Annotated in this window: 22 protein-coding genes; 9 read left to right on the top strand and 13 right to left on the bottom strand. The window is 69.0% G+C overall.

What is annotated here, in order from left to right:
• Positions 1–2: 2 nt before the first annotated feature.
• From AC1RGU_RS17665 to AC1RGU_RS17635, 7 genes are all read right to left on the bottom strand, one after another.
• Positions 3–962, bottom strand: a complete 960-nt coding sequence (locus AC1RGU_RS17665) for an aliphatic sulfonate ABC transporter substrate-binding protein (protein WP_492697053.1) — start codon at positions 960–962, stop codon at positions 3–5.
• Between the two features lie 11 nt (positions 963–973).
• The gene (gene ssuC / locus AC1RGU_RS17660) at positions 974–1,834 is read right to left on the bottom strand and encodes an aliphatic sulfonate ABC transporter permease SsuC (RefSeq protein WP_492697051.1); all 861 of its coding nucleotides are present in this window, start codon (positions 1,832–1,834) and stop codon (positions 974–976) included.
• An 8-nt stretch (positions 1,835–1,842) separates the two neighbouring features.
• Positions 1,843–3,012, bottom strand: coding sequence for an FMNH2-dependent alkanesulfonate monooxygenase (ssuD, locus tag AC1RGU_RS17655; RefSeq protein WP_070060840.1), 1,170 nt, complete (start codon positions 3,010–3,012; stop codon positions 1,843–1,845).
• Between the two features lie 152 nt (positions 3,013–3,164).
• Positions 3,165–4,124, bottom strand: coding sequence for a sulfonate ABC transporter substrate-binding protein (locus AC1RGU_RS17650; protein ID WP_492697050.1), 960 nt, complete (start codon positions 4,122–4,124; stop codon positions 3,165–3,167).
• A gap of 23 nt (positions 4,125–4,147) precedes the next feature.
• Positions 4,148–5,185 (bottom strand): sulfonate ABC transporter substrate-binding protein, encoded by a 1,038-nt coding sequence (locus AC1RGU_RS17645; protein WP_492697048.1) that lies wholly within the window; start codon positions 5,183–5,185, stop codon positions 4,148–4,150.
• A gap of 122 nt (positions 5,186–5,307) precedes the next feature.
• A complete protein-coding gene (gene ssuE, locus AC1RGU_RS17640) occupies positions 5,308–5,892 on the bottom strand; it encodes an NADPH-dependent FMN reductase (protein ID WP_119556061.1) in 585 nt (194 codons plus the stop codon).
• A 99-nt stretch (positions 5,893–5,991) separates the two neighbouring features.
• The gene (locus AC1RGU_RS17635; RefSeq protein ID WP_095948675.1) at positions 5,992–7,041 is read right to left on the bottom strand and encodes a sulfate ABC transporter substrate-binding protein; all 1,050 of its coding nucleotides are present in this window, start codon (positions 7,039–7,041) and stop codon (positions 5,992–5,994) included.
• Positions 7,042–7,179: 138 nt separating this feature from the next.
• Here AC1RGU_RS17635 and AC1RGU_RS17630 point away from each other — a divergent pair, with 138 nt between their 5' ends.
• The 3 genes from AC1RGU_RS17630 to AC1RGU_RS17620 are packed head-to-tail and all read left to right on the top strand — an operon-like array spanning position 7,180 to position 10,246.
• On the top strand, positions 7,180–7,455 hold the full coding sequence (locus AC1RGU_RS17630) for an oxidative damage protection protein (RefSeq protein ID WP_013541095.1): 276 nt from the start codon (positions 7,180–7,182) through the stop codon (positions 7,453–7,455).
• A gap of 7 nt (positions 7,456–7,462) precedes the next feature.
• Entirely contained in the window at positions 7,463–9,274 is a 1,812-nt protein-coding gene (gene mnmC1 / locus AC1RGU_RS17625; protein WP_492697046.1) for an FAD-dependent 5-carboxymethylaminomethyl-2-thiouridine(34) oxidoreductase MnmC1, read from the top strand.
• A gap of 60 nt (positions 9,275–9,334) precedes the next feature.
• Positions 9,335–10,246: a transglutaminase family protein gene (locus AC1RGU_RS17620; protein ID WP_492697045.1), complete on the top strand. Its 912-nt coding sequence runs from the start codon at positions 9,335–9,337 to the stop codon at positions 10,244–10,246.
• Positions 10,247–10,268: 22 nt separating this feature from the next.
• On the opposite strand, the gene AC1RGU_RS17615 is transcribed toward AC1RGU_RS17620, so the two are convergent.
• The 3 genes from AC1RGU_RS17615 to AC1RGU_RS17605 form a co-directional block, all read right to left on the bottom strand.
• On the bottom strand, positions 10,269–11,192 hold the full coding sequence (locus AC1RGU_RS17615) for a crotonase/enoyl-CoA hydratase family protein (RefSeq protein ID WP_492697044.1): 924 nt from the start codon (positions 11,190–11,192) through the stop codon (positions 10,269–10,271).
• A gap of 92 nt (positions 11,193–11,284) precedes the next feature.
• Entirely contained in the window at positions 11,285–12,763 is a 1,479-nt protein-coding gene (locus tag AC1RGU_RS17610; protein WP_492697043.1) for a sensor histidine kinase, read from the bottom strand.
• Complete coding sequence (locus tag AC1RGU_RS17605; RefSeq protein ID WP_492697041.1) at positions 12,760–13,491, bottom strand: response regulator transcription factor; 732 nt, start codon at positions 13,489–13,491, stop codon at positions 12,760–12,762. The genes AC1RGU_RS17610 and AC1RGU_RS17605 overlap by 4 nt, the downstream gene beginning before the upstream one ends.
• Positions 13,492–13,588: 97 nt before the next feature.
• Here AC1RGU_RS17605 and AC1RGU_RS17600 point away from each other — a divergent pair, with 97 nt between their 5' ends.
• From AC1RGU_RS17600 to msrA, 4 genes are all read left to right on the top strand, one after another.
• Positions 13,589–14,212, top strand: coding sequence for a cytochrome b/b6 domain-containing protein (locus AC1RGU_RS17600; RefSeq protein WP_492697040.1), 624 nt, complete (start codon positions 13,589–13,591; stop codon positions 14,210–14,212).
• Entirely contained in the window at positions 14,209–15,003 is a 795-nt protein-coding gene (locus tag AC1RGU_RS17595; protein ID WP_492697039.1) for a molybdopterin-dependent oxidoreductase, read from the top strand. Before AC1RGU_RS17600 ends, AC1RGU_RS17595 begins: the two co-directional genes overlap by 4 nt.
• Before the next feature lie 108 nt (positions 15,004–15,111).
• A complete protein-coding gene (locus tag AC1RGU_RS17590) occupies positions 15,112–15,363 on the top strand; it encodes a pentapeptide MXKDX repeat protein (protein WP_492697038.1) in 252 nt (83 codons plus the stop codon).
• Positions 15,364–15,451: 88 nt separating this feature from the next.
• Entirely contained in the window at positions 15,452–16,153 is a 702-nt protein-coding gene (msrA, locus tag AC1RGU_RS17585) for a peptide-methionine (S)-S-oxide reductase MsrA (RefSeq protein WP_492697036.1), read from the top strand.
• A gap of 19 nt (positions 16,154–16,172) precedes the next feature.
• Here the strand turns inward: msrA and AC1RGU_RS17580 are convergent, their stop codons facing one another.
• A complete protein-coding gene (locus tag AC1RGU_RS17580) occupies positions 16,173–17,468 on the bottom strand; it encodes an acetyl-CoA hydrolase/transferase family protein (protein WP_492697035.1) in 1,296 nt (431 codons plus the stop codon).
• 8 nt (positions 17,469–17,476) lie between these two features.
• Positions 17,477–18,379: a LysR substrate-binding domain-containing protein gene (locus tag AC1RGU_RS17575; protein WP_492697034.1), complete on the bottom strand. Its 903-nt coding sequence runs from the start codon at positions 18,377–18,379 to the stop codon at positions 17,477–17,479.
• A 139-nt stretch (positions 18,380–18,518) separates the two neighbouring features.
• Here AC1RGU_RS17575 and AC1RGU_RS17570 point away from each other — a divergent pair, with 139 nt between their 5' ends.
• Both AC1RGU_RS17570 and AC1RGU_RS17565 read left to right on the top strand, forming a co-directional pair.
• Positions 18,519–18,923, top strand: coding sequence for a RidA family protein (locus AC1RGU_RS17570; RefSeq protein WP_159271659.1), 405 nt, complete (start codon positions 18,519–18,521; stop codon positions 18,921–18,923).
• Positions 18,920–20,014, top strand: a complete 1,095-nt coding sequence (locus AC1RGU_RS17565) for an oxidoreductase (protein ID WP_492697031.1) — start codon at positions 18,920–18,922, stop codon at positions 20,012–20,014. Before AC1RGU_RS17570 ends, AC1RGU_RS17565 begins: the two co-directional genes overlap by 4 nt.
• On the opposite strand, the gene AC1RGU_RS17560 is transcribed toward AC1RGU_RS17565, so the two are convergent.
• Complete coding sequence (locus AC1RGU_RS17560; RefSeq protein ID WP_492697029.1) at positions 20,011–21,183, bottom strand: NAD(P)/FAD-dependent oxidoreductase; 1,173 nt, start codon at positions 21,181–21,183, stop codon at positions 20,011–20,013. The genes AC1RGU_RS17565 and AC1RGU_RS17560 overlap by 4 nt on opposite strands.
• Between the last annotated feature and the right edge of the window lie 35 nt (positions 21,184–21,218).

Raw genomic sequence — 21,218 nt, 5'->3', positions numbered from 1 at the left:
ATTCAGGCCCCGGGGTTGAACAGCGCCACGTTCAGCGCATCGATTTTTCTGGGCAGCAGCTTCTCGGCGAAGAAGGCATCGGCGATGCGCTGCTGTTCGGCCAGCCCGCCGGCCACCACCGGCCGCACGGCGTAGCTGCGGCGGCTGTTGGCCTGCTCGATGGTCGGGGCGTCGAGCCCCCACACGGGCGCGAGCAAGGCCGCAGCCTCCTTCGGGTGCTGCTTGACCCACTTGCCGGTTTTTTCCAGCTCGGCGTAGACCACGCGCAGCACGTCGGGCCGCGCCTTCGCGAACTTGGTGCTCGCCAGGTAGTAGCGCTGGTACGACGCGATGCCCGCGCCGTCGGCCAGGATGCGCACCTTCGACTGGCGCTGGGCGGCGGCCAGGAACGGGTCCCACACCACCCAGGCGTCGATGGCGCCCTTCTCGAAGGCGGCACGGCCGTCGGCGGGCGTGAGGTACGCAGGCTCGATGTCCTTGAACGACAGGCCGGCCTTCTCCAGTGCGGCGATCAGCAGGTAGTGCGCACCGGCCGCTTTCGCGAAACCGACCTTCTTGCCCTTGAGATCGGCCACGGTCTTGAGCGGCGACTCGTCGCGCACGACGATGGCCTGCGCGGCCGGCGACGGTGCTTCCTGCGCCAGAAAGGTCAGGTTGGCGCCGGCCGCTTGTGCGAACACGGGCACGGTGTCGGCGACGTCGGCGCTGATGTCCAGGTTGTCGAGGTTCAGCGCCTCGAGCAGCGGCAGGCCGCTGGTGAACTCGTGCCAACTCAGCGAAACGTTGAGCGGCGCGAGCTGCTTCTCGAGCGTGCCCTGCACCTTCAGCAGTGCGATCAGCGTGGACGACTTCTGGTAGCCGAAGCGCACCGTGGCGGGCCGTTGTTGCTGTGCCAGCACGGCACCTGCACTCAGCGCGCCCAGCGTCGCCAGCGCGGTACGGCGATTGATGAATTGTTTCATGTGCCCTGCCCTCACTTCGCCGGCTTCTTCTGGTAGCCCGGATGCCAGCGCAGCCACCACTGCTCCAGGCCGCGTGCGAACAGGTCGGCCAGCTTGCCGAGCAGCGCGTACAGCAGGATGCCCACGAGCACGATGTCGGTCTGCAGGAACTCGCGGGCGTTCATCGTGAGGTAGCCGATGCCGGCCTGCGCCGAGATGGTCTCGGCCACGATGAGGATCACCCACATCAGGCCCAGCGAGAAACGCAGCCCCACGAGGATCGACGACAGCGCGCCCGGCAGGATCACCTCGCGGTACAGCTGCCAGCGCGACAGGCCGTAGGTGCGTCCCATCTCGATGAGCTGCGGGTCGACGTTGCGGATGCCGTGGAAGGTGTTCAGGTAGATCGGGAAGAACACCGACACAGAGATCAAAAACAGCTTGGCCGACTCGTCGATGCCGAACCACAGGATCACCAGCGGAATGAGCGCCAGCGCCGGGATGTTGCGCACCATCTGGATGGTGGAGTCGAGCAGCGTCTCGAAGAACTTCACCGAGCCGGTCAGCAGGCCCAACGCCAGCCCTGCACCGCCGCCGATGGCGAGCCCCGCGAGCGCACGGCCCGCGCTGACCTTCACGTGCGTCCAGAGCTCACCGGACACGGTGAGCGACCACGCGGCCTTGACCACGTCCAGCGGTGCCGGCAGCACGCGCGTCGAGAGCCAGCCCAGCGACGAGGCGATCTGCCAGACGACGATCAGCCCCACGGGCACCAGCCACGGGATGAGCCGCTTCGCGACGCTGAGTCCGAAGCCTCGCAGCGCGCTGCCTGCATCGCCTGCGGCGTTCGATGCCGGCGCCACCGCCGGCAGTTCCTGTACTTGTTCGGTCATGCGTGTCCTCAGCTTTGGGAGACGAGTCGGGAAGGCGCGTCGAGGTTGGCGACGACTTCGCCGAAAGGACCGCTCAGCGAGCCGCCCGCGAGTTGCGTCTTCGCCTTGCGCGAGAGCAGCGGGAACACCAGCTCGGCGAAGCGGTAGGCCTCTTCGAGGTGCGGGTAGCCCGAGAAGATGAACTTGTCGATGCCCAGCGCCGCGTACTCCTCGATGCGCGCCGCCACGGTCTTGGCGTCGCCGACCAGCGCCGTGCCCGCACCGCCGCGCACCAGGCCCACGCCGGCCCAGAGGTTGGGCGCGATCTCCAGGTCAGCGCGCCCGCGCTTGGCGCCGCCGGCGTGCAGCGCGGCCATGCGGCGCTGGCCTTCGGAGTCCATGCGCGCAAACGCGGCCTGGGCGCGCGCAACGGTCTCGTCGTCGACACGGCTGATGAGTTCTTCGGCGGCCTTCCAGGCCGCGTCTTCGGTCTCGCGCACGATCACGTGCAGGCGGATGCCGAACTGCACGCTGCGGCCCTGGCGCTCGGCGCGGGCGCGCACGTCGGCGATCTTCTTCGACACCTCCGCGGGCGGCTCGCCCCAGGTCAGGTAGGCATCGACCTGCTCGGCCGCGAGGTCATGCGCCGCCGCAGAAGAGCCGCCGAACCACACGGGCGGATAGGGCTTCTGCACCGGCGGAAACAGCAGCCGCGCGCCCTTCACGCTCAGGTGCTTGCCCTCGTAGTCGTAGGTGCCGGTCTCGTGGCTGCGCGCGATGATCTCGCGCCAGATGCGGATGAACTCGGCCGATTGCTCGTAGCGCGCCGCGTGGTCGAGGTACACCCCGTCGCCTTCCAGCTCGGCCTGGTCGCCGCCAGTGACGAGGTTCACGAGCAGGCGCCCGCCCGAGAGCCGGTCGAAGGTCGCGGCCATGCGCGCGGCCAGGCTGGGCTGGTGCAGGCCGGGGCGCACGGCCACCAGGAACTTGAGCTTCTTCGTCGCGCCGATGAGGCTGGACGCGATCACCCACGGGTCTTCGCAGGAGCGGCCGGTGGGAATCAGCACGCCTTCGTAGCCGAGGTGGTCGGCCGCGCCGGCGATCTGCTGCAGGTACGGCAGGTCGACGGCGCGCGCGCCTTCGCTCGTGCCGAGGTAACGGCTGTCGCCGTGCGTGGGGAGGAACCAGAAGATCTGCATCGGAAACTCTCGATCGTTCGTTGGCTTGCCCGTTCAGACGGCAAGCAGGAAAGGAAGGCGGCGCGCCGCAGACACGACGCCCCAGGCGCGCGCCGTGATGGCCAGCACGTGGCCGGCGCGTTCGTGCAGCGCAGTCGACAACACGGCAGCCATCACGCGATCCCAGCGCCGGCGGCTTCGAGCACGTTGATCTTTCTGGGGATCAGCTTGAGCGCGAAGAAGGTGTCGGCGATCTGCTGCTGCTCGGCCAGGATGGCCTTGGTGATCGGGCCGGTGCCGTAGGCGGTGCGGCCTTGCGACAGGTCGGCCACCGCCTTGGGCAGGCCCCAGATGGTCGACAGCTCGGTCGCCAGTTCGTTGCGGTGGGCGGCGCCCCACTGGTCGATCTTGTTGACCTCTTCGATCGCAACGGCCAGCACGTCGGCGTTCTTCGCCACGTAGTCGAGCGACGAGAAGTAGTAGGCGCGGTTGCCGACCACGCCCACGGCGTCGGCCAGGATGCGTGCGTCGAGCGACTGCTGCGCGGCGGCCAGGAACGGGTCCCAGATCACCCAGGCGTCGACCGAGCCTTTTTCGAAGGCGGCGCGCGCATCGGCCGGCGGCAGGTAGACCAGGCTCAGGTCGCTGTACGCCAGGCCGTGCTTCTCGAACAGCTTGACGATGAAGTAGTGGACGTTCGAGCCCTTGTTGAGCGCGATCTTCTTGCCCTTGAGGTCGGCCACGGTCTGGATGGCCGAGCCCTTGGGTACCAGCACCGCCTCGGTCTTCGGGCGCGGCACCGTGGCGCCCACGTAGGCCAGCGGCGCGCCGGCGGCCTGCGCGAAGATGGGCGGCGCTTCGCCGACGTCGCCGAAGTCGATCGAGCCGACGTTCAGCGCCTCGAGCTGCACCGGGCCGGCCGTGAACTCGGTCCACTTCACGGTCGCGCCCAGCGGTGCGAGCCGCTTCTCGAGCGTGCCGCGGGCCTTGAGCACGCTCAGGTAGCCCTTCTGGTGGCCGATGCGCAACTGGCGCGCGGGGCTCTGCGCCAGGGCGGCGAGCGACGACGGCAGCGCGAGGGCAGCGGCCGCGCCCTGGAGCAGGCGGCGGCGGGGAATGGCAATGCGGGTCATGGAATGAGGTCCTTCGAAACTGTTCAGGGCTGGGCCGTGACGACCGCGTCGCTGACCTTGATGGGCTTGGGAATGAGCTTCAGCGCGTAGAAGGTGTCGGCGATCTGCTGCTGGTCGGCCGCGACGGCGGCGGTGATCGGCTTCACGTTGAACTCGTAGCGGCGCAGCGCCAGCTCGACCACGTCCACCGGCAAGCCCTGCAGCGGCGCGATCAGCTCGGCGGCCTGGCGCAGGTTCTTCTTGAGCCAGATGCCCTGCTCCACCGAATCGGCGAACAGCGCGTCGATCACCTGCGGGTGCTTCTTCACGAAGCCGCGTTCGCCCAGGTAGTACTGGTAGTTGTTGACCACGTCCGGTGCGCCATCGGCCAGCACGCGGGCGCCGGTGGCTTTCTCGGCGGCGGCCTGGAACGGGTCCCAGATCACCCAGGCGTCGACGTTCTTGCTTTCGAAGGCGGCACGGCCGTCGGCGGGTGCGAGGTACACGGGCTGGATGTCGGACAGCTTCAGGCCGTTCTTCTCGAGCTGCTTCACGAGCAGGTAGTGCACGTTGCTGCCCTTGTTGAGCGCGACCTTCTTGCCCTTGAGGTCGGCCACGGAGCGGATGGGCGAATCCTTGGTGACGAGGATGGCCTCGGCGCGCGGTGCGGCCGGGTCGTAGCCGAAGTAGACAAACTTCGCCCCCGCGGCCTGCGCGAAGATGGGCGGCGCCTCGCCGACATAGCCCACGTCGACCGCACCCACGTTCAGCCCTTCGAGCAGCTGCGGTCCGGCCGGGAACTCGACCCACTTCACGCCGAAGCCCAGTGGCGAGAGCTTCTTCTCGAGCGTGCCCTGTGCCTTCTGCAGCACGAACAGGCTGGCCGACTTCTGGTAGCCGATGCGCAGCTCGCCCTTGGCCTTCGTCTGCGTCTGGGCGTGTGCCGAAGCGGCGGAGATGAAGCTCACGATGAGCGCGATGGCGGTGACGACGATGGCGCTGATGGCGAGGTCGCGCAGCGCCTGCCAGAAGGAGCGCGGCGCGACTTCGAACACGGAGTCTTCGGGAGCGACGGGGTTCATGCGGAATTCCTTGGTGCAAAAACGTGGGGCAAAGCGATCCCCCGGCCGCACACAGGCGGCTTCGAAAAACGGGGAACGGAAAGAGGTCTGGCCGGGGCCGGGTTCAGCAGCGAACCCGGTCGTCAAACGCTACATCGCACACGGGAAAATGGCACCGGCTCGAAGCCGTGAGTGGCTGGCAACTTGAGGCCTTCGGTCGCGAGCACCTCGACGGCCTCGTTCAGGCGCTCCGCCAGGTCGTGGTGCACCTGGTAGGCGTTCTCGGGCGTCAGCGCGATCTGCGAATCGCTCGCGTAGACGCCCGGCAGGATGTGGCGCGCCGACAGCGACTGCAGCACGGGCCGCAATGCGTAATCGAGCGCGAGCATGTGGTGCGGGCTGCCGCCGGTGGCCAGCGGCAGCACCGTCTTGCCCTTGAGCGCGTTCTGCGAGAGCAGGTCGAGAAAGACCTTCAGCACACCGCTGTAGGCCGCCTTGTAGACCGGCGTGGCCACCACGATCACGCGGGCCGCCGCCACCTGGGCAACGGCACGCTCGATGGCCGGGTGCGCCCACTCGGCCAGCAGCAGCGCTTGCGCCGGCAGGTCACGGATCGCGAGCCGCTCGATGCGCGCATGGCGTTGGGCCAGCCGCTCGCCCACCGCGTCGAGCAAGGCGGTGGAGCGGGAGGGGGCCGAGGGGCTGCCGGCAATCAGGAGAACGGACACGAGAAACTTTCGTTGGGCTTCAGGAGAAATTCAGGGCGAAGCGATCCCCGGCGCCCTCCCACGGGGTGCCACCAGCGATCGGTTCCAGAGGAGCTGCGCTTACTTCTGCTTGGGTGCGTAGATCTGGTCGAAGGAGCCGCCGTCGGCGAAGTGCTCCTTGTCGGCCTTCGCCCAGCCACCGAAGGCCTGGTCGATGGTCACCAGCGTGAGCTTGGGGAACTGCTTGTCGTACTTGGCCTTGGCCTTGTCCGAGGTCGGGCGGTAGAAGTTGCGGCCCGCGATGTCCTGGCCTTCGTCGGAGTACAGGTACTTCAGGTACTCCTCGGCCACGGCGCGCGTGCCCTTCTTGTCGACCACCTTGTCGACCACCGCCACGCTGGGCTCGGCCAGGATGGAGATGGATGGCACGACGATCTCGAACTTCTCGGGGCCGAATTCCTTCAGCGCCAGGAAGGCTTCGTTTTCCCAGGCCAGCAGCACATCGCCCACGCCGCGCTGCACGAAGGTGATGGTCGAGCCGCGCGCGCCGGTGTCGAGCACGGGCACGTTCTTGTACAGGTTGCCGACGAATTCCTTGGCCTTGGCTTCACCGCCGTACTTGCGCTTGGCGAATTCCCAGGCCGCGAGGTAGTTCCAGCGGGCGCCGCCCGAGGTCTTGGGGTTGGGCGTGATCACCTGCACGCCGGGCTTGACCAGGTCGTCCCAGTCCTTCAGGCCCTTGGGGTTGCCCTTCTTCACCAGAAACACGATGGTCGAGGTGTAGGGGGCGGAGTTGTGCGGCAGGCGCTTTTGCCAGTCGGCCTTGACGAGGCCGCCATGCGTGGCCAGGGCGTCGATGTCGCCGCCCAGCGCCAGCGTGGCCACGTCGGAATCGATGCCGTCGATGATCGAGCGGGCCTGCTTGCCCGAGCCGCCGTGCGACTGCTTGACGCTCACGTCCTGGCCGGTCTTGGCCTTCCAGTACTTGGCGAAGGCCTGGTTGTAGTCCACGTACAGCTCGCGGGTCGGGTCGTACGACACGTTCAGCAGCGTCACGGGGCCCTTGGCACCCGCCGCACCCTGCGAAAACGACGGCAATGCCGACAGGGCCAAGGCACCGGCCACGCCGGCACCCAGGGAAAGCTTGATAAAGTCGCGGCGAAGGCTCATGGTGTCTTGCTCTTAAAAAGGCATATCAATGAAGCCACGTATTCTGAATACGACATATAGGAACTGGAACGACCAAGTTTTCAGTTCTTAATAGCCAAATCAACTAAGCAACCGCTTTCCCCCACAAGAGGCAATCAAATGGCACGCATGGTTCAGTGCATCAAGCTCGGCAAAGAGGCCGAAGGACTCGACTTTCCGCCGTACCCCGGCGACCTGGGCAAGCGCCTGTGGGAAAACGTCAGCAAGGAAGCCTGGGCCGCCTGGCTCAAGCAACAGACCATGCTGGTCAATGAAAACCGGCTGAACCTGGCCGACCTGCGCGCCCGCCAGTACCTGGCCCGCCAGATGGAAAAGCACTTCTTCGGCGAAGGCGCCGACGTGGCGCAAGGCTACGTTCCCCCTCCTGCAGCCTGAGTCCGGCGTGGCCGCCGACGGCACCCCGCTCGGCGCGCGCTCCGGCGACGACACCTCCCCCCTCGACAACGACACACCGGCGCTTTCGCGCCGTGTGTTTTTGGACGGCTGCGGCCTGCCCGCCGCCTGGTCCGGGCGTCCGCAATGGCGGATTCTCGAAACCGGCTTCGGGCCGGGCCTTCATTTCCTGACAACCTGGCAGGCCTGGCGCGCCGACCCGCACCGGCCGCGCCTGCTGCACTACGTCGCGGTCGACGCCCATCCGGCGCCGGTCGGCGATCTGCTGCGCGCGGCTGAAGCCGATCCGGCGCTCGCACCGCTCGCGGAGGAGCTGACCCGCCAATGGGCCGGGCTGCTGCCGGGCTTCCACCGGCTGGCCTTCCACGACGGCCGCGTGCTGCTCACGCTGTGCGTGGGCGAGCTGCAGCCGATGCTGCGCGCGCAACGCTTCGAGGCCGACAGCCTCTTCCTCGACGGTTTCGGCCCGGCGATGGCCTCGCCCGACACGCTCAAGGCGGTGTCGCGCTTCGCCCGCCAGGGCACCGGCCTCGCGGCCCGCACCGACGACGACGGGGTGCGCCATGCGCTGGCGCAGAACGGATTCCAGCTCGACCCGGGCCCCGGCAGCCTGCGCAGCGTGTTCGCGCCCGCCTGGACGGTGCGGCGTCGCCAGCCGGTGCGTGAGGGCGTCGACGCGCCCGGCCATTGCGCGGTGATCGGCGCCGGGCTCGCGGGTGCGGCCGTGGCGGCCAGCCTCGCGCGGCGCGGCTGGCGGGTCACGGTGCTCGACGTGGCCGACACCCCGGCCTCGGGCGCGTCAGGCCTGCCGGTCGGGCTGCTGGCGCCGCATGTGTCGTCCGACGACGCCTTGCTGTCGCGGCTCACGCGCGCCGGCATCCGCTCCACCTGGACCGAACTGGCGCTGCGGCTCGAGCCCGGCCGCGACTGGGGCGCCTACGGATCGCTCGAACGCCGCCCTGACGGCGACGTGCGCGTGCCGTCCGGCTGGAGCGCTCAGGGCCCGAACGAATCCTGGCCCGCGCAGCCCGATCGGCTCGCCGCGGCCGGCCTGCCGCCCGACACGCCGGCGCTCTGGCATGCGCGCGCGGCCTGGGTGCGGCCGCTCCGGCTGATCGCCGCGTGGCTGGGCCAACCGGGCGTCGAATTCCGCGGCAACTGCCACGTCGCGCGCCTCGCACGCACGGACTGCGGCTGGCAACTGCTCGACGGTGCCGGCGCCCTGCTCGCCGAAGCCGACCGCGTCGTCGTGGCCGCGGGCTTCGAATCGCACCACTTCGCGCCCGACTTGCCGCTGCAACCCGTGCGCGGCCAGGTCGCCTGGGGCCGGGCGGACGACAGCGCCCTGCCCGTCACCCCCATCAACGGCGACGGCCACCTGATCGCCGGCGTGCCCGACGGCGAGGCACCGCAGCCGCTGTGGCTGATCGGCGCCACCTTCGACCGCGACAGCACCGACCTCGCCCCCACCGACGCCGACCGCCTCGCCAACCGCGAACGGCTCGCGCGCCTGCACCCGGGCGCCGCCGCCGCGCTCGCGCCCGCCTTCGAACGCGAAGACGTGCATGCCTGGGTCGGCGTGCGCTGCGCCTCGGGCGACCGCCGGCCGCTGGTCGGCCCGCTGGCGCCGGGCGCCGACGAGGGCCTGTGGGCCTGCACCGCGCTGGGCTCGCGCGGCCTGAGCTTTGCCACCCTGTGCGCCGAGCTGCTGGCGGCGCAGTGGCATGGCGAACCGCTGCCCTTGCCCGCGACGCTCGCCAAGGCGCTGGGCACGCAGCGGCTCTGGCCCGGATCGGACTGAATCGGCCCGTACGGGCTTCCCGGCTCCCCGGCGCCACGCGCGCACCGCACAATGCGCGCCATGGCCATCCAGTACGACATCACCCACACCACCGTCTACCGCTACAACAAGCCGGTGACCTTCGGCTTGCACCGCGTGATGTTCCGTCCGCGCGACAGCCACGACCTGCGGGTGCTCGCCACCGACCTGCAGGTGAGCCCGCAGGCCCTCACGCGGCTCATTCAAGACCCGTACTCGAACTCCGTCGCGCTGGTGCAGCCGCTGGGCGAAGCGACCGAGCTGCGCATCGTCTGCTCCTTCACCATCGAGCACGTGCCGCCGTCGCAGCGCGACCTGCTCACGCTCGACCCGTCGGCCGAGTTCCTGCCCTTTGCCTATTCGGTGCAGGAGCGCCTGGACCTGGAGCACTACCTGCGCCCGCACCACAACGACGATGCCAACGGCACGCTGATCCGCTGGGCGCACCAGTTCCTGCACACCGACCAGCCCAACAGCACGCGCGATGTGCTCACGCGCATGAACGCGCACATCGGCCAGAGCTTCGAATACAAGGCGCGCGACGAGGAAGGCACGCAGACGCCGCTCGAGACACTGGCGCTGGGCAGCGGCAGCTGCCGCGACTACGCGCTGCTGATGATGGAAGCCACGCGCCGTCTCGGCATCGCGACGCGCTTCGTCTCGGGCTACCTCTACGACGCGTCGCTCGACAACGACGCCACCGGGCAGGCGCCCGGCGAATCGGTCACCGGCGCCGGCAGCACGCACGCATGGCTGCAGGCCTACCTGCCAGGCGCGGGCTGGCTGGCCTTCGACCCCACCAACAACCTCATGGGCAGCGGCCAGCTGATCCGCGTGGGTGTGGCGCGCGACCCTGCGCTGGCGGCGCCCATCTCAGGCAGCTGGTACGGCGACGCCGAGGCCTACGAAGGCCTCGACGCCACGGTGGTGGTGAAGCGCCGCAAGGGCGGCTGAGCCACCGCGCGATCAGCCTTGCTCAGCCACGCGCAGCCAGCTTCGCCTCGAGCTCGGCGATGCGCGCCCTCGCCTCGTCGCCTTCAGGAATCGGCCGGCCGCTGTCGCGCCACTGCACCGCGCTCTTGAAGCCTTCGGCTTCGGCCTGGCGGCGGAACCACATGCCCTCGGGGTTGTGGCGCGTGATGCCGTCGAACACGGTGGCGAACATCTGGGTCTGCTCCAGCCCCATCGAATGCCAGACCTGGTTGACGACCATCTTGTGCATCATGAGGTGCGAACTCGGCACGCCCGCGATGCGCTGCGCGAGCACCAGCGTGGCCTCGTCGAGCTGCGCCGCCGGCACTGCGAAGTTGGCCAGGCCCCAGTCGGCCGCTTGCGTGCCGGTGATGGTGTCGCCCGTGAACATGAGCTGCTTGGCGCGCAGCGCGCCGAGGCGGTAGGTCCACATCGCGGTGGTCGGGCAGCCCCACACGCGCGTGGGCATGTAGCCGATGCGCGCGTCGTCGGCCATGGTGAGCAGGTCGCAGCACAGCGCGATGTCGCTGCCGCCCGCCACCGCGTAGCCGTGCACCTTGGCGATGGTCGGCTTGCGGCAGCGCCACAGCGACATGAAGTCTTCGGTGTTGCGCTTCATGGCGGCGTAATCGAGCATCGGGTCCCACGGCGCTTTTTCCTGCCGGCAGGGATGGTCGGCCTGGCCTTCGCGGCCGTGGCCCTCCGCGTAGTCGCCCAGGTCGTAGCCGGCGCAGAAGGCGCGGCCGGCGCCTTCGACCACGATCACATGCACCTCGTCGTCGGCCTCGGCCCATTCGACCGCGCGGCGGATGTCCGTCGGCGTGCTGTCGCCGATGGCATTGAGCTTCTCGGGGCGGTTGAGCACGAGGCGCGCGATGCGCGGGCGCTGCGGGTCCTTGTCGATCAGGACGGTCTCGAAAGCGGGCATGGTCGGTGGTCTCCTTCTGTTCTTTGGGGGGTGATGCCGCTTCGCTTGTAGCATCGCCCGCCGCCCGCTGGCAAACCCGCCGACCGCCGGGCTCAACGCCCCGTGGCGCCCCCGAGTCGGAACAGGAACACCGCGCCCTTGCCCGGCTGCGGCACGAGCCGGATGTCGCTGCCGTGCAGCTGCAGGATGCGCTGCACGATCATCAGCCCGAGCCCGCCGCCGCGCGCACCGCCGTCGGCAAAGGCCGGCCGCGTGAACAAGCCCTTCTGCAGCTCGCCCGGAATGCCGGGGCCGGTGTCGCTCACCTGCACCGCCACGCCGGCGTCGGACGGGCGCAGGCGCACCTCGATCTCGCCGCCGGCCGGCGTGTGGCGGATGGCGTTGTCCAGCAGGTTGGTCAGCACGCGCTCGATCATGCCGAGGTCGGCCGACACCACGGGCAGGTTCGGCGCGATGTCGGGCTTGAGCTGCTGGCGCCGCGCTTCGGCCGCGAGCTCGAACTTCTGGAACACGTCCTGCACGAGGTCGGCGAGCGCGAAGTTTTCTTTCTCGGGCTTGACCACGCCGTACTCGAGCCGCGCCAGCTCGAACACCTCCTGCGCGAGTCGGCCCACCTTGCGGCTCTGGCCGAGCGCGATCTCCAGGTAGCGGCGGCGCTCTTCTTCGCTGAGCGTGCCGGCCTTGAGCAGCAGCGTCTCGAGGTAGCCGTGCAGCGATGTGAGCGGCGTGCGCAGGTCGTGCGAGATGTTGGCGAAAAGTTCGCGGCGCTGGCGGTCCTGCAGGCTGAGTTCGCGCCACTGCTCGGCGATGCGGCGCGTCATCTGCGCAAAGGCCTGCTGCAGCTGCGCGATCTCGTCGTCGGCGTGGCGCGGCGGCGCGGGCATGGGCGCCTCGCACTCCAATGCCGCGATGCCCTCGGCCTCGAAACGCCGCACCGCTGCCGTCAGCTCGCGCAGCGGCCGCGTGATGAGGCGGAACGCCACCAGCCCGGCGATGAGCCCCAGCAGCGCCACCAGCGCCATCGACCACAGCGTGGTGCGCAGCACGGTGTCGGCCGAGAGGTTGGCGGCCAGCGCATCGTGGTCCTCGCCTTGCAGCACCACGTACACATAGCCGGCGTCGCGCCCGCCCATGCGCAGCGGCGCGGCGCTGAAGACCTTGGCGCCGTCGGGGCTGCGCGGGTCGTCGCCCGCGATGGGCAGGCGCTCGCCGGCCAGCAGCCGGCGGATGGGGCCGAGCGCCACCTTGTCGCGCTTGAGGTGGCCGGGCGGCGCGGCCTGGGCCTCGATGTGGCCGTCGGGCCCCAGCACGTAGACCTCGACGCTGGGGTTGACGGTCATGAGCTTGTCGAACAGGTCTTTCACCGCCACCGGGTCGAGGCCGCCGGGCTTCATGAGCTCGGTGTTCTGTGCGATGTGGGCCGCGAGCCCCAGCGACAGGCGCTGCGTCACCTCTTGCGCGTGCTGCGCGCCGGCGCGCATCTGCAGCCACGCCGAGGCGCCGCAGCAGGCCAGCAGCAGCACCGCGAACGCGATCGACAGCCGCCGCGACAGCGTGGCCCAGGCCATCATGGAAGGTCGTCCTTCGGTGCGGCGTCGTCCGCCGCGAGCTTGTAGCCGCGCCCCCACACCGTGAGGATGCGCCGCGGCGCAGCCGGGTCGGCTTCGACCTTGGTGCGCAGCCGGTTGATGTGCGTGTTGACCGTGTGCTCGTAGCCGTCGTGCTGGTAACCCCAGACCTGGTTGAGCAGGTCGAGGCGCGAGAACACCTTGCCGGGATGGCGCGCAAAGAAGTAAAGCAGGTCGAACTCGCGCGGCGTGAGCTCGATCGGCTTGCCGTCAACGCGCACCTCGCGCGCCAGCGGCTCGATGTCGAGGTTGCCCAGCGTGAGGCTGCCCGACTCCAGCCGCGCGTTGCGCGCCAGCGCGTCGGTGCGCCGCAGCAGCGCCTTCACGCGCGCCACCAGCTCCAGCACCGAGAAGGGCTTGGCCAGGTAGTCGTCGGCGCCCAGCTCCAGCCCGAGGATGCGGTGCACTTCGCTCGAGCGTGCGCTCACGATGATGACGGGCGTGTAGCGCGCCATGGCACGGGCGCGGCGGCAGATCTCGAGGCCGTCGATGCCGGGCAGCATGAGGTCGAGCACCAACGCATCCCACTGGCCGCGCTCCAGCGCGCGCAGGCCCGCGTTGCCGTCGGCGGCGTGCTCGACCGCGTAGCCCTCGTCGCGCAGGTGCATGCGCAGCAGCTCGGCAATGTGGGCGTCGTCCTCGACGATCAGCACGCGTTTGGCGGTGTCCATGGCCGCGATTGTCCCGCGAGACGCCCGTCGGAGTTATCACGAATCTTTGAACTTTGCGTGATGAATCGGCGAGGGGGTTCGCCCAACAATCCGGCCCATGCAGACACGCTCCGCCCCCGACCACCGACCGATCCACCCGCTGTGGATGCGTGTCACGCACTGGCTCAACGCGCTGGCCGTGCTGGTGCTGGTGACCAGCGGCTGGCGCATCTACAACGCGGCGCCCTTCTTTGACTTTCGCTTTCCGGCCTCGATCACGCTGGGCGGCTGGCTCGGCGGCGCGCTGCAGTGGCACTTCGCGGCGATGTGGCTGCTGGTGTTCAACGGGGGGGTCTACCTGGTGCTGAACCTGGCCAGCGGGCGCTTCGCGCGCAAGTTCTTCCCGCTCACGCCGGCCGGCCTCTGGCGCGATGCGCGGGCCGCGCTCGGCGGCAAGCTCTCGCATGCCGACCCGCGCCACTACAACCATGTGCAAAAGCTCGCCTACCTGTTCGTGATCGTCGACCTCGTCGCGATCGTGCTGTCGGGGCTGGTGCTGTGGAAGTCGGTGCAGTTTCCGATGCTGCGCGAACTGCTGGGCGGCTACGAAGCCGCGCGCCGCGTCCATTTCGTGGCGATGGCCGCCCTGGTGGCCTTCGTTGCCGTGCACCTCGTGATGGTGGCGCTCGTGCCCCGCACCCTGCTCACCATGCTGCGCGGTCGCGCGCCCCACACCCCATGAGCCTCTTTTTCAAACGCCCTCCCCTGGTCGGTGTCGACGGCGACGTCGTGGTGCGCGAAGCCCGTGCCCTCATCGAGCGCCGGCTCGACGCCCCCTCGCGTCGCCTGTTCCTGCGCCGTTCGCTGACGCTGGGCGGACTGTCGATGCTCACCGGCTGCAGCATCAGCGACGACAGCCACGTGGAAGCCGCGCTTGCGAAGGTCTCGCGCTTCAACGACGAGGTGCAAGGCTGGCTCTTCAGCTCGACGCGGCTGGCGCCGACCTACACCGAAGCCGAGATCACGCGCCCCTTTCCGTTCAACGCCTACTACGGCGAGGACGAGGTCCGTGAGGTGGACGAAGCCACCTACCGCCTCGAAGTGAGCGGCATGGTCGCCGACAAGCGCCGCTGGACGCTCGCTGAACTGCGCGCGCTGCCGCAAGAAGACCAGATCACGCGCCACATCTGCGTGGAAGGCTGGAGCGCCATCGGCAAATGGGGCGGCGTGCGCTTTGCCGATTTCCTGCGCCACGTCGGCGCGGACCTGAGCGCCAAGTACGTCGGCTTCCAGTGCGCGGACGACTACCACACCAGCATCGACATGCCGACCGCGCTGCATCCGCAGACGCTGCTGGCGCTGAGCTACGACGGCCAGCCGCTGCCGCCGAAGTACGGCTTCCCGATGAAGCTGCGCATGCCGACCAAGCTTGGCTACAAGAACCCGAAGCACATCCAGGCGATGTACGTGACCAACACCTATCCCGGTGGCTACTGGGAAGACCAGGGCTACAACTGGTTCGGAGGGAGCTGAGCGGCTGCCACAGCCGCTCGACTGCCGAAGAAAGCGCGAGGCCGAATCCCGACAGGGAACCAGGCCGATCTCGACAACAAGACCCAACCTCAACTCAGGAAGACCGACATGAACAAGCTCACCGCCACCCTCCTCGCCACCTGCATGGCCTTCGCCGGCGCCTCGGCCTTGGCCGCGGACGACATGGCCAAGGACGGCATGAAGAAGGACAGCATAGCCAAGGACGGGATGAAGAAAGACGCCATGGGCAAGGACGCCATGAAGAAGGACGGCATGGCCAAAGATGGCATGAAGAAAGATGCCATGGGCAAAGACGACATGAAGAAGGACGCGATGGGCAAGGACGAGATGAAGAAGTAAGCCGCCTTTTTCCCCGGCCCCGCCGCCATTGACGGCCGGCGGGATCGGGATCACTGTCCCTTTCTTGCGCTCCCTACGAAAGACCGCCATGAAATCCTTCGCCATCGCCGCCGGCGCGCTTGCCGCCGCCTTCGCCTGGCACGCAGCCCCGTCCTTTGCCGAGACCGCGCGCCGCGTGCCCGCGCCCACGGTCGACCTCACCGCACCTGCAGGCGCCACCACCGCCACCGCCGTGTTCGCGGGCGGCTGCTTCTGGGGCGTGCAGGGCGTTTTCCAGCGCGTCGAGGGCGTGAGCAATGCGCTCTCGGGCTACGCGGGCGGCGAGGCCCGCACCGCGCGCTACAACGAGGTCGGCTCCGGGCGCACCGGCCATGCCGAAGCCGTGCGCATCAGCTACGACCCGCGCAAGGTCAGCTACGGCAAGCTGCTGCAGATCTATTTCTCGGTGGCGCACGACCCGACCCAACTCAACCGCCAGGGCCCCGACACCGGCCCGCAGTACCGCTCCACCGTGTTCGCCGAAAACGCCGAACAGGCCCGCATCGCCAACGCCTACATCGCCCAGCTGAACCAGGCCAAGACCTTCGGCAACAAGCCGCTGGCGACCACGGTCGAGGTGTCCAAGCCCTTCTATGCGGCGGAGGACTACCACCAGGACTACCTCACGCTGCACCCGAACCAGCCCTACATCGCGGTCCACGACCTGCCGAAGATCGACGACCTGAAGAAGCTGTTCCCGGAGAGCTACAAGGCCACGCCGTCGCTGGTGCGGGCGGCCAAGGCCAGCTGAGCGGCGCTCTGCGCCACGCTCACAGCAGCTTCGCGCGCTTCGCCTGCTCCGTCAGCTCCGCCCGGAAGTTCGGGTGCGCAATCGAGATCAGCTCCTGCGCGCGCTGCTTGGCCGATTTGCCGCGCAGCTGCGCCACGCCATGTTCGGTGACGACGTAGTTGATGTCGTTCTTGCTCGTGCTCACGTGCGTGCCCGATGAGAGCGAGGGCACGATGCGCGAGATGGTGTCGTCCTTGGCCGTCGAAGGCAGCACGATGAAGGCCTTGCCGCCGCGCGAGCGGTTGGCCGCGCGCACGAAGTCCGACTGCCCGCCCGTGCCCGAGTACGGCGCATGGCCCAGGCTCTCGGAGCCGCACTGGCCCAGCAGGTCGATCTGCATGGTGGCGTTGATGGCGATGAGGTTGTCGGTCAGCCCCGCCAGCGCCGGGTCGTTGGTGAAGTTCACCGGGTGCATCTCCAGCCCCGGGTTGCGGTCCATGAAGCGGTACAGCTTGTTCGATCCCAGCGCGAAGGTCGCGACCGACTTGCCCGGCAGGTAGTTCTTGCGGCGGTTGGTGACCGCGCCGCTTTCCACCAGCGTGAGGATGCCGTCGCCGATCATCTCCGTGTGGATGCCCAGGTCGCGCTTGCCCGTGAGCTGCATCACCACCGCATCGGGAATGCCGCCGTAGCCGATCTGCAAGGTGGCGCCGTCGTCGATCAGGTCGGCCACGTGCTTGCCGATGGCTTCCTGCACCGGGCCGATCTTCGGCAGGCCGACTTCCATCACCGGTTCGCTGCTCTCGACGAGCGCCCCCACCTGCGAGATGTGCACGTGGCAGTTGCCGTGCGCATAAGGCACGTTGGGGTTCACCTCGAGCACGACCGCGCGGGCCTTCGCCACGGCGGCCATCGTGTAGTCGGGGCCCAGGCTCAGCGCGAAGTAGCCGTGCGCGTCCATCGGCGAAGCCATGCTGAACACCACGTCGGCCGCGATCTGCCCGCGCTCGATCTGCGCCGGGATCTCGGAGAAGTAGTTGGGAATGAAATCGATCCAGCCCGCCTGCCCGCCGGCGCGCGTGGCACCGCCGAAGAACAGCGCGACGTGGCGCACGTGCTCGACCGTCTCGGGGTCGATGTAGGCGTACTTGCGCATCGCCAGGATCTGCGCCACCTTCACGTCGCGGAAATCGCGGCGCTGCTCCGACAAGGCCGTGAGCAGCGAGGGCGGCTCGCCGACGCCCGTGGGCACGATGATCATGTCGCCGTTGCGCACCTGGCGCACGGCATCGGCGGCGGAAACGCGCTTTTGCGCGTACAGGGTCTGGGCAGTCATGCCTGCCACTATGCCTTCTTTTCGCCGCCGCCGAACTCGCGGTGCACCCAGTCGCGCAGCACGGCCGTGGCGGGCCGGCTGGCGGCGCGCGGACTGTAGACCAGGTCGTAGCGGTAGCTTTCCACCGACAGTTCGAAGGGCTGCACCAGCAGGCCCGACGCCAGCTCGTCGGCCACCAGCGCCAGGCTCAGCAGGCCGACGCCCTGCCCCGCGACCGTGGCCTGCACCGCGTGGATCTCTTCGGTGAACGACAGACCGGCCTGCGCATCGACGTCGGTGCGACCCGCGCGCGCGAGCCAGGTGCGCCACACGGGCGCCAGCGTCTCGTCGCGCCCCGCCCGCCCCCATTCGAAATGGATCAGCGAGACGGCCTTCAGGTCCTGCCGCGCCGCGACCGCCAGCGCGGGGCTGCAGACCGGCGCGTAGTGGTCCTGGAACAGCGGCTCGACGACCAGGTCGGCGTAGCGGCCGTTGCCGTAGCGGATCGCCGCATCGGCCTCGGTGTCGAGGTCGACGACCTGGTTGGTGGCGTCCAGCCGCAGCGTCCATTCGGGATGCAGGTCGCGGAAGGTGCCCGCGCGCGGCGCCAGCCGCCGGGCCATGAAACCGACGGTGGACGACAGCGTGGCGATGCGCGTGCCCTTCAGGCGGCGCACGCCGTCGACCGCGCGCTCGAAGCTGTCGAAGCCGTCGCGCAGCGCGGGAAACAGCTGGTGGCCGGCGGCCGTCAGGTGCACCTGCCGCGTGCCGCGTTCGAACAGCCGCACCTCGAGTGTTTCTTCGAGTTGCTTGATCTGGTGGCTGACGGCGGTGGGCGTGACGTGCAGTTCGTCGGCGGCGGCCTTGAAGCTCAGCCGGCGGGCCGCGGCCTCGAACACGCGCAGTGCGCCCAGGGAAGGAAGTCTTCGCATGCGGACAGATTAGCTCAACTCATCCATCGACTGAAAAATCAGCCTTTGTCGGACGCCCTCTTCGCCCCTAAATTTCAGGTGTCGCAGGAAGAAATCACTTCCACGGCTGATTTGAAATTCACCATAGAAGGCACCTGTCATGCAACTCCAACCCAAGCAGATCCACACGCAGCCCGACCCTTACGCCCCCTTCCTGCTGTCGCAGGCCATCCAGCTCGGCAACCTCGTTTTCGTGTCCGGCCAGGCCGCGATCGGCGACGACGGCGAGATCGTCGGCAAGGGCGACTTCGACCGCCAGGCCGAGCAGGCCTTCAAGAACCTCGACCGCGTGCTGCGGGCCGCCGGCACGGGCCTGGGCAACGTGGTCAAGGTGACGATCTTCCTGACCTCCATGGCGAACTTTCCGAAGATCGTCGAACTGCGCCGTCAATGGTTCTCGGCGCCCTACCCGGCCGACACCATCGTCGAGGTCTCGGGCCTGTACTCGCCCGACGCGATGATCGAGATCGAGGCCATCGCCGTCGCGCCCGGAGACGCCCGATGAGCACGCCGCTGCTCGCGCCGGCGACGCTGCACGGCCTACGGCTGCCCAACCGGCTCGCCGTGGCGCCGATGACGCGCGTCAGCGCCTCGCCCGAGGGCCGCGCCAACGGCACCATGGCCCGCTACTACGAGCGCTTTGCGCGGGGCGGCTTCGGGCTCGTCATCACCGAAGGCATCTACACCGACACGGCGTACGCCCAAGGCTATGCCCGCCAGCCCGGCCTGAGCGACGGCGAACAGGCCCGCGCATGGCGTCCGGTGGTGAAGGCGATCCAGGACGCGGGCGGTCGTGCCATCGCGCAACTCATGCATGCGGGCGCGCTGTCGCAGTTCAACCGCTTTCGCGACCACACGGCGGGGCCATCGGCCGTTCGTCCGCTGGGCACGCAGATGACGGCCTACCGTGGCGAAGGCGAGTACCCGGTGCCCCGCGCGATGACCGATGCCGACATCGCCGAGGCGATTCGCGGCTTCGCCCGGGCGGCGCTGCTGGCGATGGAAGTGGCGGGCTTCGACGGCGTGGAGATCCACGGCGCGAACGGCTACCTGCTCGACCAGTTCCTGAGCGGCCACACCAACACGCGCACCGACCGCTGGGGCGGCGCTCTCGCGCAGCGCGTGCAGCTCACGGTCGAGGTGGCGCGCGCCGTGCGGCAGATGCTGGGCGCCTCGGCGCCGGTCGGCGTGCGCATCTCGCAAGGCAAGGTCAACGACTTCAGCCGCAAGTGGCCGGAAGCCGAGGCCGGCGCGGCGACGGTGTTCGGGGCCTTGGCACACAGCGGCATCGACTACCTGCACGTCACCGAGTTCGAAGCCTGGCGACCGGCCTTCGGCGATGCGGGACCGAGCCTGCTGCAGCTCGCGCGCCGCCACGCGCCCGGGCTTGCGATCGTCGCCAACGGCAGCCTGCACGATCCGGGGCGCGCCGAGGCAGCGCTCGCAGATGGTGCCGACTTCGTGGCGCTGGGACGCGGCGCGCTGTCGAACCCCGACTGGCCGAAGCGGTTGAAGGAAGGCCGCGCGCTCGCCGCGTTCGACCCGGCGCTGCTGTCGCCCGCGGGGGACATCAAGCCGGCGGAGCAGCAACCCTAGATGATGTTCTTCTCGCGCAGCGGTCGGTTCTCGAGGATGCGCGCGAACGACAGCGGCGACAGGTCGAGGCTGCGGTAAGCACCGAAGCGGATCAGCTCCGCGATGCCGCGCCCCGCCGCCGGGCACTGTTGCAGCCCGTGGCCCGAGAAGCCGTTCGCGAAGTAGAGGTTGTCGCAGTCCGGGTGCAGGCCGAGGATCGCGTTGTGGTCGAACACGTTCATCTCGTAGTAGCCGGCCCAGGCGCCGGTCATGCGGACGGCTTCGAAGGCTGGGATGCGTTCGGCCAGCGCCGGCCAGATGAAGCTTTCGAAGGCCTCATGGTCGACTTCGAGCGGCGCGTCGTCGGGGTCCCGGTCTTCGGGCGGCGCAAAGCCGCAGATGAACTGGCGCCCTTCGGGCCGCAGCCAGATGCCCGAGGTGTCGATGACCAGCGGGCAACCCGGCAAGGTGCTCGGGCATGAAAAGCTGAACACGCTGCGGCGTCGCCCGTGCACCGGCAGCGCGATGCCGGCCCACTGCGCGACCGGCGCCGCCCACGCACCCGCCGCGTTGACGACGATGTCCGCCTGCAGCGTGTCGCCGCCGTCGATCTGCACGCCGGTGACGCGGCGGCCCTCGCGCCGCAAGCCCGTCGCCTGCGCCTGCACATAGCGCACGCCTTGCGACACCGCCTTCTTGCGAAAGGCCAGCAGCAGGCTGTAGCCGTCGTACCAGCCCTCGCCCGAGAGGCCGAGCGATGCGAGCGCGATGCCCTCGGTCGAGAGCCACGGGAAGCGCGCCTTCAATTCCTCGGGCGTCAACAGCGCCACGTCCACCGCATGCGCCTTCTGCGTCGCGTGGTTCTCGCGCAGCACGTCGACGCCTGCCGGCGAGGCCAGGTACAGGTAGCCGGGTTCCGTCAGTCCGATGTCCGGCGCGTCGTCGCCCACGCGCAGGGTCTTGCCCAGCGTGCGGAAAAACTCGATGCCGTAGAGCGACATCTCGATGTTGATGGCGGTGGAAAACTGCTGCCGGATCGAGCTGGCCGACAGCGCCGACGAGGCCTGCCGGTACGAGAAGTCGCGCTCCACCACCGTGATGTCGAAGGCCTCGCCCGTCGGGTCGGCGCCCAGGAAGTACGCGATGGCCGAGCCGATGGCCCCGCCGCCGATGATCGCCACACGCCGCATGTAATGCCTTTCCGTGTCTTCGATGTGCGGGCCCG

The organism is Variovorax sp. GW823-FHT02B07 (assembly GCF_058797695.1).
The sequence above is the reverse complement of the archived record's forward strand: the minus strand, read 5'-3'. Positions and strand labels throughout refer to the sequence as shown.